This window comes from Pseudomonas sp. HT11 (assembly GCF_044875395.1).
GTDB lineage: Bacteria > Pseudomonadota > Gammaproteobacteria > Pseudomonadales > Pseudomonadaceae > Aquipseudomonas.
The window spans coordinates 5,026,851-5,042,058 of sequence record NZ_CP173217.1; the positions used below are offsets into that span (position 1 = coordinate 5,026,851).

General features: G+C 59.0%; 13 protein-coding genes. 5 read left to right on the forward strand and 8 right to left on the reverse strand.

What is annotated here, in order from left to right:
• Positions 1 to 193: 193 nt before the first annotated feature.
• A complete protein-coding gene (locus ABWL43_RS23280) occupies positions 194 to 667 on the reverse strand; it encodes a Dps family protein (protein ID WP_003193874.1) in 474 nt (157 codons plus the stop codon).
• 454 nt (positions 668 to 1,121) lie between these two features.
• On the opposite strand from ABWL43_RS23280, the gene ABWL43_RS23285 reads away from it, so the two are divergent.
• Entirely contained in the window at positions 1,122 to 1,724 is a 603-nt protein-coding gene (locus tag ABWL43_RS23285; protein WP_106578384.1) for a cold-shock protein, read from the forward strand.
• Between the two features lie 65 nt (positions 1,725 to 1,789).
• Here ABWL43_RS23285 and ABWL43_RS23290 read toward each other — a convergent pair whose 3' ends face one another.
• Both ABWL43_RS23290 and ABWL43_RS23295 read right to left on the reverse strand, forming a co-directional pair.
• Entirely contained in the window at positions 1,790 to 1,996 is a 207-nt protein-coding gene (locus ABWL43_RS23290; protein WP_005790924.1) for a SlyX family protein, read from the reverse strand.
• A 3-nt stretch (positions 1,997 to 1,999) separates the two neighbouring features.
• Positions 2,000 to 2,425, reverse strand: coding sequence for an HIT domain-containing protein (locus ABWL43_RS23295; RefSeq protein WP_145165357.1), 426 nt, complete (start codon positions 2,423 to 2,425; stop codon positions 2,000 to 2,002).
• A gap of 742 nt (positions 2,426 to 3,167) precedes the next feature.
• Between ABWL43_RS23295 and ABWL43_RS23300 the strand changes: the two genes are divergently transcribed.
• Positions 3,168 to 4,439 carry an OprD family porin gene (locus tag ABWL43_RS23300; RefSeq protein WP_145165359.1) on the forward strand — a complete coding sequence of 424 codons (1,272 nt, stop codon included), beginning with the start codon at positions 3,168 to 3,170 and terminating at the stop codon, positions 4,437 to 4,439.
• Positions 4,440 to 4,627: 188 nt separating this feature from the next.
• Here the strand turns inward: ABWL43_RS23300 and ABWL43_RS23305 are convergent, their stop codons facing one another.
• Positions 4,628 to 5,470 carry a mechanosensitive ion channel family protein gene (locus ABWL43_RS23305; protein ID WP_262209773.1) on the reverse strand — a complete coding sequence of 281 codons (843 nt, stop codon included), beginning with the start codon at positions 5,468 to 5,470 and terminating at the stop codon, positions 4,628 to 4,630.
• A gap of 136 nt (positions 5,471 to 5,606) precedes the next feature.
• Entirely contained in the window at positions 5,607 to 6,092 is a 486-nt protein-coding gene (locus ABWL43_RS23310; protein ID WP_003193880.1) for a YajQ family cyclic di-GMP-binding protein, read from the reverse strand.
• Positions 6,093 to 6,215: 123 nt separating this feature from the next.
• Between ABWL43_RS23310 and ABWL43_RS23315 the strand changes: the two genes are divergently transcribed.
• The 3 genes from ABWL43_RS23315 to ABWL43_RS23325 are packed head-to-tail and all read left to right on the forward strand — an operon-like array spanning position 6,216 to position 9,797.
• Positions 6,216 to 7,133, forward strand: coding sequence for a putative 2-dehydropantoate 2-reductase (locus tag ABWL43_RS23315; protein ID WP_262209774.1), 918 nt, complete (start codon positions 6,216 to 6,218; stop codon positions 7,131 to 7,133).
• Between the two features lie 46 nt (positions 7,134 to 7,179).
• On the forward strand, positions 7,180 to 9,216 hold the full coding sequence (locus tag ABWL43_RS23320; RefSeq protein WP_145165365.1) for a PAS domain-containing sensor histidine kinase: 2,037 nt from the start codon (positions 7,180 to 7,182) through the stop codon (positions 9,214 to 9,216).
• 2 nt (positions 9,217 to 9,218) lie between these two features.
• A complete protein-coding gene (locus ABWL43_RS23325) occupies positions 9,219 to 9,797 on the forward strand; it encodes a cob(I)yrinic acid a,c-diamide adenosyltransferase (RefSeq protein ID WP_404484636.1) in 579 nt (192 codons plus the stop codon).
• Between the two features lie 127 nt (positions 9,798 to 9,924).
• Here the strand turns inward: ABWL43_RS23325 and ABWL43_RS23330 are convergent, their stop codons facing one another.
• The 3 genes from ABWL43_RS23330 to secA form a co-directional block, all read right to left on the reverse strand.
• Complete coding sequence (locus ABWL43_RS23330; protein WP_404484639.1) at positions 9,925 to 10,869, reverse strand: Nudix family hydrolase; 945 nt, start codon at positions 10,867 to 10,869, stop codon at positions 9,925 to 9,927.
• Between the two features lie 20 nt (positions 10,870 to 10,889).
• A complete protein-coding gene (gene argJ / locus ABWL43_RS23335) occupies positions 10,890 to 12,107 on the reverse strand; it encodes a bifunctional glutamate N-acetyltransferase/amino-acid acetyltransferase ArgJ (RefSeq protein ID WP_262209779.1) in 1,218 nt (405 codons plus the stop codon).
• Positions 12,108 to 12,231: 124 nt separating this feature from the next.
• Complete coding sequence (secA, locus tag ABWL43_RS23340) at positions 12,232 to 14,967, reverse strand: preprotein translocase subunit SecA (protein WP_106578375.1); 2,736 nt, start codon at positions 14,965 to 14,967, stop codon at positions 12,232 to 12,234.
• Positions 14,968 to 15,208: the final 241 nt, after the last annotated feature.

Consider the following 15,208-nt stretch of genomic DNA (forward strand, 5'->3'; position numbering starts at 1 on the left):
ACACCTGACACTCCATTGCCAAACAGCAGCCCATGGGTTTCTCCCATCGGACAGTGGCCCTATAAAACAGCAGGACGTGCGAGGCAGCCAGAAGACGCGGAGTCGATAGTCGTAGGACAACGCCAGGAAGCGCAGAGAAACAAGCGAGCGGCGCCAGGACGGCACCACTCGGTTTGCTTTTGGGGCTGGAGCGTTACTGGTTTTCGAGCAGGGATCGCAGCATCCACGCCGTTTTTTCGTGGACTTGCATACGCTGGGTCAGCAGATCGGCGGTCGGCTCATCGCTGACCTTATCGAGCAACGGGAAGATACCGCGCGCGGTGCGGGTCACAGCTTCCTGGCCCGCCACCAATTGCTTGATCATCTCTTCTGCGCTGGGCACACCCTCTTCTTCCTTGATCGAAGACAGACGGGCGTAGATCGAATAGGCACCCGGCGCCGGAAAGCCCAGGGCACGGATACGCTCGGCAATGGAGTCCACCGCCAGCGCGAGTTCGTTGTACTGCTCTTCAAACATCAAGTGCAGCGTACGAAACATGGGGCCGGTGACGTTCCAATGGAAGTTGTGGGTCTTCAAATACAGTACATAGGTATCGGACAGCAGCCGTGAAAGCCCATCGACGATGGATTTACGATCTTCTTCACTGATACCAATATCGATTGCCATGTTTTTCCCCTTCAATTGACGAGCATTCATTGATCAGGTGCAGGACCACTCTAGCAAGAGTGCAGGCCGTGTGCAGCCCGACACACGCAACTGGCGTGCGGCAAATCGCCCCTCTGCATGACAGGCTTGCTCACCCAGCAGCCCCAGTTCAATCGGCGGCGCGCAGGCCTCAGCCTCAAGTAGGAAAACGCCCAAAATGCCGCCGAAAAAGTCCGCACCTGTCTAGGACAAGTGTTTGAAGCAGAAATGCCATCGCGCCTGCAACACCCCGAAATGCTTGATTTGAGTAGGCACAGCCTTTGCTGTTAAATAGACGGCGTGTGGTTGCCGTTAATTTGCGCGGCACACCACATAGGCTGATACCCGTGCACGTGCCCAACGCCTCCCATTGTTCAGAAGCGAACCGTGCCCGTCAGCTCTTCCTTGTGATCCTTCTTAACGTGAGTTAATCAAAATGTTGAAAATCGTCCACCTGCTAACGGGCGTTGCAGCGTTGCTGCTGTCCTTTATACCGAGCTTGCAACAGGGAAGCCCTCCCTACCTGGAACAACACGACGCTCTGTACCTGGCCTTGTTCGGCCTTCTTAACCTGACGCTGGCACCGGTGATCCCGTACTGGAACAAAGGCACACGTCATCAACTGCAAAACCTGGTCAGCGCGCTGCTGGTACTGACCGTTGTCGTTCAAACCCTCACCCTCCTGGCACCTATGCCTGAAGTCGGCGGCCACCCGGCTATCCTGCTCAGCCTGGTGATTGCTGTGGTCGCTATCGTTCTTCACCTGGCCATCAGCTTCTACCGTTCGTCCCCAGCGGCCGCGACGCAAAACTACGACATGACCAACCGGGATACCGGTACCGTGAAGTGGTTCAACACCTCCAAAGGCTTCGGCTTTATTTCCCGCGATTCGGGCGACGATATCTTCGTCCACTTCCGGGCCATCCGTGGCGAAGGCCACCGCGTTCTGGTCGAAGGCCAGCGCGTGGAGTTCTCCGTCATGAACCGTGACAAAGGCCTGCAAGCCGAAGACGTGATCGCGGCATTGCCGCGTCGCTGATACTTTTCTCGGCGTAAAAAAACCGCGATCCAGCCCTGCTGGGTCGCGGTTTTTTTATGCGCGCCTTAATAATGTGGCGGCGGCGCTTCTTCTTCGGATGACTCGAACTGGCCACCCATTTCTTCCTGACGCTTGAGCAGCGCCGTCATCTGCAACTGCAGGCGCTCTACCGCCCGCTGCTGGGTGACCAGAATGTCATTGAGGGTCTCGATGGTGTCGTCCTGAAAGGCCAGGCGGCTTTCCAGGTCGGTGACGCGTTCTTGCAGATCCATAATTCAGTCCTGGCTAAAGATGAAGCCGGCAGGCAATAAAGCGCGCAGGCGGGCGCGTATCGCCGTTACTTGCTCTTCGGTGTACGGCCGGGCCGGATGCTTGCCCCAGACCGGTGCAGGCCAGGCGGCATCATCACGCTTGCGCACGATCACGTGCACGTGCAACTGGCTGACCACATTACCCAGCGCACCAATGTTCATCTTGTCGGCTGCCCACCCTTCGTTCAACAACGCCGCCAGGGCGGTTGTTTCCTGCCACAAGGTTTGCTGATCGGCGACATCCAGCTGAAACACTTCACTGATACCGTCAATGCGCGGCACCAGGATGAACCACGGGTAATTCGAGTCATTGGACAGCAGCAGGCGGCAGAGCGGGAAGTCCCCAATAGCCAGTGTGTCTTGTTGCAGGCGTTGGTCTAAGGCGAACACGCGGGCACTCCGTTTGGCAGGTCAATTTCAGGTGCCCAGCATACCTTTGAATGCGCAACGCTTCACGGCGAATGCGCAAAGCCTCGATGCATGCGGATAAAAAACGTGCCCCCTTTAGAGGCAAGCGAATATTTGAGCTACGCTGAATCGGGCCTCGACGGAATGCACCAAAATGACCCACCCGTGCCTCAAAGGGATCCGCCGATTACCCACTCATGAGGGTCAACCGGTAACGTTTTTACCTGGTACAGGATTTATGCAGCCCTTCAGAGGTGTAACGCCTGGGCGTCAAGCCCAAACCAAACGGCGTAAAAAGCCCGTGCTTATGCGGTTTTTACACTCCCGTAACGTTTTTCACGAAAAAATGACATTTGGTTACCGCTTTGTGCACGCTTGTTGCATTCACCCCACTATCGTCGGCAACGGCACCCGTTTGGAAGCAGGTGTTTCGCGATAAAAACACAAGCGATTGAGTGCGTATCACGGAAGATTTCAAACTTCGAAAGCGGTCTGAAAACAGCACTTAAGTTGTCAGCCTGGTTACAGTCGGGCTGTGAATTTGCGACATGGAAATAGCAATTTACGACAGCCTCGTAAAGAAGCTGAAAGGATAGATGGGTAAGTATCGTCAATAGGGTCCGCGTGATATAACTTTGCGCCGACACAAAAAAGAAAGAGCCGCCCAGATAAAAATACAGGTGGGACGGCAGTACTCTTCCTAAAACCAAAGGAGCAAATCACGATGCGCGTGATGAAGTGGAGCATGATCGCCCTGGCTGTTTCAGCAGGCACCTCGCAGTTCGCAATGGCGTCCGCCCAGGACGATTCCAAGGGCTTTGTTGAAGACAGTACTTTCAGCATCAACACTCGTTTGCTGAACTTCAGCCGCGACTTCCGTAACAACGACACCGGCAAAAGCCGTGTAGACGAAACCGGCCTGGGCTTCAACGGCCTGTTCCAGTCGGGCTACACCCAAGGCACCATCGGCGTCGGTGTTGATGTGATCGGCCTGCTGGGCGTGAAACTCGACAGCGGCAAGGGTCGTTCGGGCACTGGCCTGTTCCCTACCGGTGCAGACGGTCGTTCGCAAGACGACTACTCCAAAGGCGGCGGCGCTGTTAAGTTCCGCATCTCCGACACCGTGCTCAAAGTCGGCGACCAGTACACCACCGCGCCGGTCTTCGCCTCCGATGACAGCCGCTTGCTGCCAGAGCTGCCGCAAGGTATCTCGATCACCAGCAACGAGATCAAGGGCCTGAAACTCGAAGGTGGTCACTTCACCTCCAGCGTGGCACAAGCACAGACTTACCGTGACAGCCTGGGCCTGACCAAAACCGACTTCATCGGTGGTGTGTACGCCCTGACTCCAGAAGTCAGCGCCAGCCTTTACTACGCGAAGACTGAAGACTACTGGAAGAAAACCTACGCCAACCTGAACTGGACTCACGCGCTGAGCAACGAACAGTCCCTAGCCGTTGACTTCAACATCTACAGCACCAAGAGCGACGGCGCCGGCCTGCAACGCGCAGAAAAAGACGGCACCACCAAACTGGACAACCGTGCCTACAGCTTGCAAGGCGCGTACACCATCCAGGCTCACACGTTCACCCTGGCCTACCAAAAAGTCAGCGGTGACGGTGACTACGGCTACGGCGTAGACGGCGGCGGCACGATTTTCCTGGCCAACTCCATCGCCCGTTCCGACTTCAACGCAGAAGACGAGAAATCGTTCCAGGCTCGTTATGACCTGAACATGGCCACCTTCGGCGTGCCAGGCCTGAGCTTCATGACTCGCTACGTTAAAGGTACCGGCGCTAACACCGCAGAGACCTCCAACGGCAAAGAGTGGGAACGTGACATCGAAGCCAAGTACGTGATTCAGAGCGGTCCAGCAAAAGACCTGAGCCTGCGCGTGCGTCAAGCGACCTATCGTTCGTCTGATGGCGTGTACTACGGTTCGGCGTCTATCGACGAACTGCGTCTGATCGCGCAATACCCGTTGAACATCTTGTAATTGCCAGTTTGATTACAACGATGGCTTAAGGCCTCGGCCTTAAATAAAAAGCCGCTCCCCTGTTTGCAAGGGAGCGGCTTTTTTATTGCAGTTTTATTTCTCTGAAAAATAACTAGCAAGCTAACTAACGAGATTAACTGCGCGCATCGAACCTGACCATTCGGCCAAGTTCGATACGTTGCGCTTAGTTATTTCGCAGCCGGTTCCTGCATTACTCGAATAACGCGCTGTGGAAACGGAATATCAATGCCCGCGCCTTTCAAACGATCACGCGCCAGTTCATTAAGCATGAACACCACGTCCCAGTAATCTGACGTCTTGGTCCAGCAGCGCAAAGACACGGTGATCGAACTGTCACCCAAGGTCGACACCACAGCAACTGCCGCAGGATCTGCCAATACACGCGGGTCTTTTGCCAGCTCCAACAGCACTTCGCGAGCCTTCTGCAGGTCGGCTTCATAGTCGACACCCACGTCAAACACCACCTTGCGGGTCGGCTGACGGTTGGTGTTGGTGATGATGCCGTTGGACAGGATGCCGTTAGGCACAATCACGGTTTTGTTGTCGCCGGTACGCAGCACGGTGTGGAAGATCTGAATACTGTCGACGGTCCCGGATGTGCCCTGGGCCTCGATCCAGTCACCGATGCGGAATGGGCGGAACAGCAGAATCAGCACGCCGCCGGCGAAGTTGGCCAGGCTGCCTTGCAACGCCAGGCCGATGGCCAGGGTAGCCGCACCGATGGCGGCGACGAACGAGGTGGTTGCCACGCCGATCATCGAGGCCACGCTGACAATCAGCATGACTTTCAATGCGATGTTGGCAAGGCTGGTGATGAAGTGCTGCAGCGCCAGGTCCGCATTGCGGATGGCCAGCAAGCGCCCCACGCGGTGGGTAAATACGTTAATCAGCCACCAGCCAATGGCCAGGGTTATCACTGCCAGCAACACCCGGCTGCCGTATTCCATAATCATCGGGATCCAGGACTGCGAGGTCTTGATCAGGTGATCCATTTCAGCGTTCAAATCCATCTATCTTCTCCTGTTGCGCGGATGTGCGGCTTGATTGACTGCCATAAAACGCAAATGAGCCCCGTGGGGCTCAAGTGTAGGCACAGAGTCTGGGGCGTGGGACGTCAAAAACACCCACAGGTTCCGCGAAGTGCCATCAGTCGCGGAAGTTATTGAACTGCAGTGGCATGTCGAAGGTCTTGGCGCGCAGGGCAGCGATTGCCTCTTGCAGATCGTCACGCTTCTTGCCGGTCACGCGAACCTGTTCACCCTGGATGGCGGCCTGGACTTTCAGCTTGGCATCCTTGATGTGGGCGACGATCTTCTTTGCCAGCTCTTTGTCGATGCCTTCCTTGAGCACGGCTTCCTGCTTCATCAGCTTGCCGGAGGCGTAGGCGTCCTTGACTTCAAGGCACTGCACGTCGATCTTGCGCTTGACCAGGGCCAGCTTGAGAATCTCGATCATCGCTTCCAGCTGGAAATCGGCTTCAGCGGTCAGGTTGACGGTCAGTTCCTTTTCCTTGAACTCGAAGCTGCCCTTGCCTTTCAAGTCATAGCGACGGTCCAGTTCCTTGACGGCGTTCTCGACGGCGTTGGTGACTTCGTGTTTGTCCAGTTCGGATACCACGTCGAACGAAGGCATGTCATTTCTCCAATATAAGGGGCGGGCTCAGTAGAGATGGAGCGCGCCCAAGCTAAAATGCCGAGGCATTATAGCGGTTCTTTCGCCCTGTTCACTGTGAGCGACCCTACGGAGCACAAACTCATGTCGACTACCTGGCACATTCTCGGCGCCGGCAGCCTGGGCACACTGTGGGCCACACGCCTGTCGCGCGCGGGCGTGCCCGTGCGGCTGATCCTGCGGGATGAGGCGCGCCTTTCCAGCTACCGGCAGGCAAAAGGCCTGACGCTGGTAGAGCATGGCGTAGCACACACCTACCCAGTGATCGGCGAAACGCCCCACAGCCAAGAACCCATTCATCGTCTACTGGTGGCGTGCAAAGCCTACGACGCCGAAACCGCCATCGCACAGCTGCAACACCGGCTGGTACCGGACGCCGAACTGATCCTGTTGCAAAACGGCCTGGGCAGCCAGGACGCCGTGGCCGCGCAGCTGCCGCAAGCCCGTTGCATCTTTGCCTCCAGCACCGAAGGCGCGTTCCGCGACGGCGATTGGCGCGTGGTCTTCGCCGGTCATGGCTACACCTGGCTGGGGGACGCGGGCCACCCGACGCCACCGCTGTGGCTGGACGACCTGCACGCCGCCGGCATTCCCCACGAATGGAGCACCGATATTCTCACCCGCCTGTGGCGCAAGCTGGCCCTCAATTGCGCCATCAACCCACTGACCGTGCTGTACCAATGCCGCAACGGCGACCTGCAAGCGCATCAATGTGAAGTCGCGACCTTGTGCGCCGAATTGACCGAGTTGCTCGAGTGCTGCGGTCAACCGGCCGCCGCCGAGGCGCTGCACAGCGAAGTAGAACGCGTCATCCACGCGACGGCGGCAAACTACTCCTCCATGTATCAGGACGTGGCCAACGCCCGGCGCACCGAAATCAGCTACCTGCTGGGCTACGCTTGCCTGGCGGCGGCCCGCCATCAGTTGGTGCTGCCGCATCTGCAACAGCTGCAAGCGCGGCTGATCGACCACTTACGCGCACGCGGATTGGCCACCGACTGAGGCACGCGCTACCCTGCCTACCTGTCTATCACCTGGGAAAACCCTGATGCCACTGCGCCAGCGTCTTGAAAATCTACCGGTAGGGCAGAAACTGCTGGCCGCCCTGCTGGTGTTGTTGACCACCGTGTTGTTGGTGGCCAATCTGACGTTTATCAGCGCCGCTTACTGGATCTCCCAGGAAAGCATGGCCCCGCAGGCGTTGCAGGCCATCGGTCGCCTGGTGTCCAATCCCGCCCTCGCCGCCGAAGCCCTCGAATCCCCGGCCAAGGCCGACGCCCTGCTCAGCGAGTTGACCAGTTACTCGCCATTACGCGCCGCCGCGTTATATGACGGCGAAGGCACCCGCCTGGCCCAAATGCAACATGGCAACCGCCTGCACCTGCCGGACAACTACCGGCATATCGAGGCCTGGCGCGTCACCGAATTTCGCAGCAACCAGGTCATCACCCTGCCCCGCGCCGGCCAGCCTCCGGGGCATTTACTGTTGGTGGCCAGCAGCGAGCTACCCGTGGCGTTCTATACCGGCACGCTGACAGCCAGCCTGGGCATCCTGATTTTCAGCGTGTTGCTCTGGCTGGTCATCGCCCGGCAGATCAAACGCTTGATCACCCGCCCGATTCACGAACTCGAAGAACTCTCGCGCCAGGTGACCCGCGAAGAAAACTACGCCCTGCGTGCCGGGCGCGGCAACCATGATGAAATCGGCAGCCTGGCCGAAGCGTTCAACACCATGCTGTCGCGCATTGAAGCCCGCGAGCATCAGCTCAAGCGAGCGCGGGACGACTCCCAGGCCGCCTACGCCCAAGCCCAGGGCCTGGCCGAAGAGACGCGCCACACCAACCGCAAGCTGGAACTCGAAGTGCAGGTTCGCAGCAAGATCGAGAAAAAACTCACGGGTTTCCAGAATTACCTGAACAGCATTATCGACTCGATGCCTTCTGCGCTGATCGCCCTGGACGAACAACTCTACGTCACCCAGTGGAACCAGGAAGCCACTGCGCTTTCCGGCACGCGCCTGGACGAAGCGCTGAACCAGCCGATCTTCCTCGCGTTCCAGCCGCTCAAGCCCTACCTGCCGCAAATCAAGGCCACGGTTGAGCAACACACGGTTGAACGCATTGAGCGCGTCACCTGGATAAAGGATGACGAGGCCAAGCATTACGCCCTGACCTTTTACCCCTTGATGGGCGGCGCCGGGCGCGGCGTGGTGATCCGTATCGACGACATCACCCAGCGCTTGTCCCTGGAAGAAATGATGGTGCAGTCGGAGAAAATGCTCTCCGTCGGCGGCCTGGCCGCGGGCATGGCCCACGAAATCAACAACCCGCTCGGGGCGATCCTGCACAACGTGCAGAACATCCGCCGCCGCCTGTCCCCCGACCTGCCGAAAAACCTGGAACACGCGGAACAGGCGGGCATCGAACTGGAGGTGGTCAACCGCTACCTGCAGGGCCGCGAAGTCCCGCAATTGCTCGATGGCATCCAGCAAGCCGGCGCACGCGCGGCGAAGATCGTCACGCATATGCTCAGTTTCAGCCGCCGCAGCAATCGGCAAATGGCGCCTTGCGATTTGCCAGCACTGATCGACCAGGCGGTGGAAATTGCCGGCAATGACTTCGACCTGACGATCGGCTTCGACTTCAAGGGCCAGGCAATCATCCGCCAGTTCGACCCGCAGCTCGGCCCGGTGCCCGGCACCGCCAACGAACTGGAACAGGTACTGCTCAACCTGTTGAAAAACGCCGCCCAGGCCATTCACCTGCGTGAAGACGACCGCGAGCCCGGGCGCATTATTTTACGTACCCGCCTCAACCCGCCCTGGGCGGAGATCCAGGTGGAAGACAATGGCATCGGCATGAGCGAAAACGTGCGCAAACGCACGTTCGAGCCGTTCTTCACCACCAAGGAAATCGGCCAAGGCACCGGGCTGGGGCTGTCGGTGTCGTATTTCATCGTCACCAATAACCACAAAGGCCAGATGGAAGTGCACTCCACCCTCGGCCAAGGCACCTGCTTCACCCTGCGCCTGCCGCTGGCCGGCAGCCAAATGCCACCCTTTGACCTGACTCAACTGGAGCAATAACCATGGGCTTTCGCCTGTCGAAGATCTACACCCGAACCGGCGACACAGGCGAGACCGGCCTGGGCGACGGCCGTCGCGTGCCCAAGGACCACCCGCGCGTGGAAGCCATCGGCGAGGTGGACACGCTCAACAGCCAGTTGGGTTTACTGCTGGCCAGCCTTGAAGAGCAGAGCGGCAAGCATCCGCAACTGAACGACGTGATTGAGGTGCTTACCCCTTGCCAGCATCGGTTGTTCGACTTGGGTGGTGAGCTGGCGATGCCGGTGTACAAGGCATTGAATGCGGCCGAAGTTGATCGGCTGGAAGCGGCGATTGACCGCTGGAATGAGGAAGTCGGGCCGCTGGAAAACTTCATCTTGCCCGGTGGTTCCGCGCTGATCGCCCAAGCCCACGTGTGCCGCAGCCTGGCGCGCAGTGCGGAGCGGCGGTGTCAGCATTTGAATGCGATTGAACCGTTGGAAGGCGTGGGGTTGGCGTACATCAATCGGTTGTCGGATTTGTTGTTTGTGGCGGCACGGGTGATTGCCAAGCGCCAGGGTGTGGCTGAGGTGTTGTGGCAGGCGGCGGCTAAGCCACACTGAGTTTTTGGGGTGACTGATCTGGCCCCTTCGCGCGCAAGCCCGCTCCCACAGTTGACTGCATTCCAACATTGGAACCCGGTCGACTGTGGGAGCGGGCTTGCTCGCGAAGAGGCCCGTCAGAACAACATTAAACCTGCGGCCAAAACGCCCGAATACCTGCCACACCCTGAGCCCCAGCGGCCCACGCCTGCTCCCGCTCTGCCGGCCCTACGCCGCCGAGCAAAAACACCGGCTTGCTGAACCCACTGATCAACTCGGCCGCCTGCTCCCAACCCAATGGCTGAGCATCCGGGTGCGTTTGGGTCGGCTGCACCGGTGACAGCGTGACAAAATCCACGTCCATCATTTCCGCCAGCGCCAGTTCTTCAGCGTTGTGGCAGGAAGCCGCCAACCAGCGATCCTTCGGCAGTGGGCGTCCCTTGCTCGCGTATTTACGCAACTGCGCCGACGTCATGTGCCAGCCGGCCGCCGGAAAATCCCCCAGCCACTCAAACGGGCCCTTGAGCATCAATTGCGCCTTGCCGGCACACAGGCCAACGGCGTCCACTGCCAGGTCACGGTATTTAGGGTCGTAACCATTGGGCGCACGCAGCTGAACCAGCTTGATGCCCCCGGCAATCGCCTTCTGAATACCACGCAGCAAGGTCGGGGTTTCCAGCTCGCCTGGGGTAATCAGGTACTCAGCTGGCAGCCGCGCCGCCGCCACGATCGGCGCATTCGCCGCCGGGAACGCATAGTTGATCAAGTCTCGCGGAGCCACCCATTCCAACGGCTGCCCTTCGGCACCGTGGGGCTCGCCGGTAAAGGCCGAGACTTCCCAGACATCCAGCAACACCTGCTTGTCCGGGTAGTCATGCTGCACCTTGATCAGCGGGCGTGCCGTGGTGACCTGGATGCCCAGTTCTTCCTGCAATTCGCGGGACAAGGCGGCAGCAACCGATTCATCGGCCTCCACCTTGCCACCGGGAAATTCCCAGAGGCCGCCCTGATGCTGGGTATCGGCGCGGCGCGCCAGCAGGATCCTGCCATCGACACCGCGGATCACCGCTGCTGCTACATGCACTCGTTTCACCGCGCTTATCCTCTTGGCTGTCAGGTGCGGTATTCCGCATTGATCTTCACGTACTCGTGGGACAGGTCAGTGGTCCAGATCGTTTCGCTGCACTCACCGCGACCCAGTTCGATGCGGATGGTGATTTCTTCCTGCTGCATCACTGCCGAGCCCTGGGCTTCGGTGTAGGTTTCGGCGCGGGCGCCACGGCTGGCAATGCACACCTCGCCAAGGAACACGTCGATCTTGCTCACGTCCAGGTCAGGCACGCCGGCACGGCCAACGGCGGCGAGGATGCGGCCCCAGTTCGGGTCAGAGGCAAACAAGGCAGTCTTGATCAGCGGCGAGTGGGCCACGGTGTAGCCAACGTCCAGGCATTCCTGGTGGTTGGCGCCGCCGTTGACTTCAACGGTTACGAACTTGGTCGCGCCTTCGCCGTCACGCACGATGGCCTGGGCCACGTCCATGCACACCTCGAACACCGCCTGCTTCAACGCGGCGAACAGCGGGCCTTCGGTAGAGGTGATTTCCGGCAGGTTGGCCTGGCCGGTCGCAATCAACATGCAGCAGTCGTTGGTCGAGGTATCGCCATCGATGGTGATGCGGTTGAACGATTTGTTGGCGCCGTCCAGCATCAAGCGTTGCAGCACGTCGCGGGAGACTTTGGCGTCGGTGGCGATGTAGCCGAGCATGGTGGCCATGTTCGGGCGGATCATGCCCGCGCCTTTGCTGATGCCGGTCACGGTGATGGTCACGCCGTCGTGTACGAACTGACGGCTCGCGCCTTTTGGCAATGTATCGGTGGTCATGATGCCCGTGGCAGCGGCAGCCCAGTTATCCACAGACAAGTCATCCAGCGCGGCTTGCAGGGCACCTTCGATTTTTTCTACCGGCAATGGCTCACCGATTACGCCGGTGGAGTAAGGCAGCACTTGGCTGGCGTCCACGCCAGTCAATTGGGCCAGCTTGGCGCAGGTGCGGGCAGCGGCCACCAGGCCAGGCTCGCCGGTGCCGGCGTTGGCGTTACCGGTGTTGGTCAGCAGGTAGCGAATCGAACCGGCCACGCGTTGTTTGGCCAGGATTACCGGCGCGGCGCAGAACGCATTGAGGGTGAATACACCGGCGACAGTCGAACCTTCGGCACAGCGCATCACCACCACATCCTTGCGCCCGGGGCGCTTGATGCCGGCCGAAGCGATACCGAGTTCAAAACCGGCAACCGGGTGCAATGTGGGCAAAGGACCAAGACCAACAGCCATGAATGCGCTCCTTAAAAATAGGTGATGTCTGTGCCGTCGCTATCGACGGTGGGAATTAATGGCAAAACGCCGCGACGGCTGATGCCGGTCGCGGCGCGGGGTGTTGCAGCGTCAGGCAAAAATCTTAGTTGATTTCGCCGTGGCAGTGTTTGAACTTCTTGCCCGAACCACACCAGCACAGTTCGTTGCGGCCCAGCTTCTGATCATTGCGAACCGGAGTTTGCGCCAAGGCCACATCGACCTCTTCGCCCAACACCTCAGGCGCTTCCAGACCCGGTGCTTCGTCGTGCTGGAACTGCATGCGCGCAGCCAATGCTTCGGCTTCCTGGCGCAGGCGAGCTTCTTCCTCGATCGGGTCTTCGCGACGCACCTGAACGTGGGACAGCACGCGAATCGAATCGCGCTTGATCGAATCCAGCAGCTCGGAGAACAGCGTGAACGACTCGCGCTTGTACTCTTGCTTCGGGTTCTTCTGGGCGTAACCACGCAAGTGGATACCGTGACGCAAGTGGTCCATGGTCGACAGGTGGTCTTTCCACAGGTCGTCCAGCACACGCAGTACGATTTGTTTCTCGAAGGTGCGCAGCGCTTCGGCACTCGCCTGCTCTTCTTTCTCGTTGTACGCGGCCAGCAGCTCGGTCATCAGCTTCTCGCGCAGGGTTTCTTCGTACAGGTGATCGTCTTCGTCCAGCCACTGCTGAACCGGCAGGTCCACACCGAAATCGCTCTTCAACGCCGCTTCCAGACCGGCAACATCCCACTGCTCAGGCAGGGACTGTGGCGGGATATGCGCGCTGACAGTGGCGTTGAGCACGTCCTGACGGAAATCGGCAATGGTCTCGCCAATGTTGTCGGCGGCCAGCAACGTGTTACGCATGTGATAAATCACTTTACGCTGTTCGTTGTTGACGTCATCGAACTCGAGCAGTTGCTTACGAATGTCGAAGTTACGGCCTTCTACCTTGCGCTGAGCCTTCTCGATGGCGTTGGTCACCATGCGGTGCTCGATCGCTTCACCGGACTGCATGCCCAGGGCCTTCATGAAGTTCTTCACCCGATCGGAGGCGAAGATGCGCATCAGGCTGTCTTCCAGCGACAGATAGAAACGGCTAGAACCGGCGTCACCCTGACGACCGGCACGACCACGCAGCTGGTTGTCGATACGGCGCGATTCGTGACGCTCGGAGGCAATCACCTGCAGGCCGCCGGATTCCAGCACGGCCTGGTGACGTTTCTGCCAGTCGGCCTTGATCTGAGCGATCTGCTCAGGGCTCGGGTTTTCGAGCGCCGCGACTTCCACTTCCCAGTTACCGCCCAACAGGATGTCGGTACCACGACCGGCCATGTTGGTGGCAATGGTCAGTGCGCCTGGGCGACCGGCCTGGGCGATGATCTCGGCTTCTTTTTCGTGGAACTTGGCGTTGAGGACTTTGTGCTCGATGCCTTCCTTGTTGAGCAGGTTGGACACGTGCTCGGAAGTCTCGATGGTGGCAGTACCCACCAGGATCGGACGACCCTGGGCCATGCCGTCCTTGATGTCGTTGATGATTGCCGCGTATTTCTCTTCGGCCGTCAGGAACACCAGGTCGTTGTAGTCTTTACGCGCCAGCGGCTTGTTCGGTGGAATCACCATCACGGCCAGGTTGTAGATCTGGTGGAACTCGAACGCTTCGGTGTCGGCCGTACCGGTCATGCCGGACAGTTTGTTGTACAGACGGAAGTAGTTCTGGAAGGTCGTGGAGGCCAACGTCTGGCTTTCAGCCTGGATGTTGAGCCCTTCCTTGGCTTCGATGGCCTGGTGCAGGCCTTCGGACAGACGACGACCCGGCATGGTACGGCCGGTGTGTTCGTCAACCAGTACGACCTGGCCGTCCTGGACGATGTATTCGACGTTGCGATGGAACAGCTTGTGGGCGCGCAGGCCGGCATACACGTGGGTCAACAGGCCCAGGTTGTGGGCCGAGTACAGGCTTTCGCCTTCAGCCAGCTCGCCGATCTGGGTCAGCATCTCTTCGACGAACTGGTGACCGGCTTCGTTGAGCTCGACCTGACGGGTCTTCTCGTCGATGGAGAAGTGACCTTCTTTGGTCACCACGCCTTCCACTTCCTCGATGTGCTGCTCCAGACGCGGGATCAACTTGTTGATCTCGGTGTACAGGCGCGAGCTGTCTTCGGCCTGGCCGGAGATGATCAGCGGGGTACGGGCTTCGTCGATGAGGATGGAGTCGACTTCGTCGATCACGGCAAAATTGAGTTCGCGCTGGAATTTTTCTTCCATGCTGAACGCCATGTTGTCGCGCAGGTAATCGAAACCGAATTCGTTGTTGGTGCCGTAGGTGATGTCGGCCGCGTACGCGGCGCGCTTCTCTTCCGGCGGCTGGAACGGCGTTACCACGCCAACGGTCAGGCCGAGGAATTCATACAGCGGGCGCATCCAGTTGGCGTCCCGGCGAGCCAGGTAGTCGTTCACCGTCACAACGTGCACGCCCTTGCCGGACAGTGCGTTGAGGTAAACACCCAGGGTTGCCACCAGGGTCTTGCCTTCACCAGTGCGCATTTCGGCAATCATGCCTTCATGCAAGGTCATGCCGCCGATCAACTGCACGTCGAAGTGGCGCATGCCCATGACACGCTTACCGGCTTCACGGGCGACCGCAAAGGCTTCGGGAAGCAGCTTGTCGAGGGTTTCACCTTTGGCTATGCGGGCCTTGAACTCTTGGGTCTTGGCGCGCAATTGCTCGTCCGAAAGGGCAACCATCTGCTCTTCGAAAGCATTGACCAGCTGCACCGTCTTGAGCATGCGTTTAACTTCGCGCTCATTCTTGCTTCCAAAAAGTTTCTTTAACAAAGGCGCAAACATATCGGCAGGTTCTTCCACACATAGGGATGGAGGGCGCACCGTGAGTGGCCCGAGCAGCCCTCACGGCCGCATGCGAACGCGCATTCTACCCGGAATCGTGGGTGAGGAAAGTGGCGTTATTCCCCGATGCTGGCATGGCGCTGTGAGAGGGCCTGTTTAAAATAAGGGCTTTTGCTGGAACTTCAACCCATCAGGCGCAGAAGTTACCTATTGATTTTACGAGCAAAGCGCTGCGTGACGC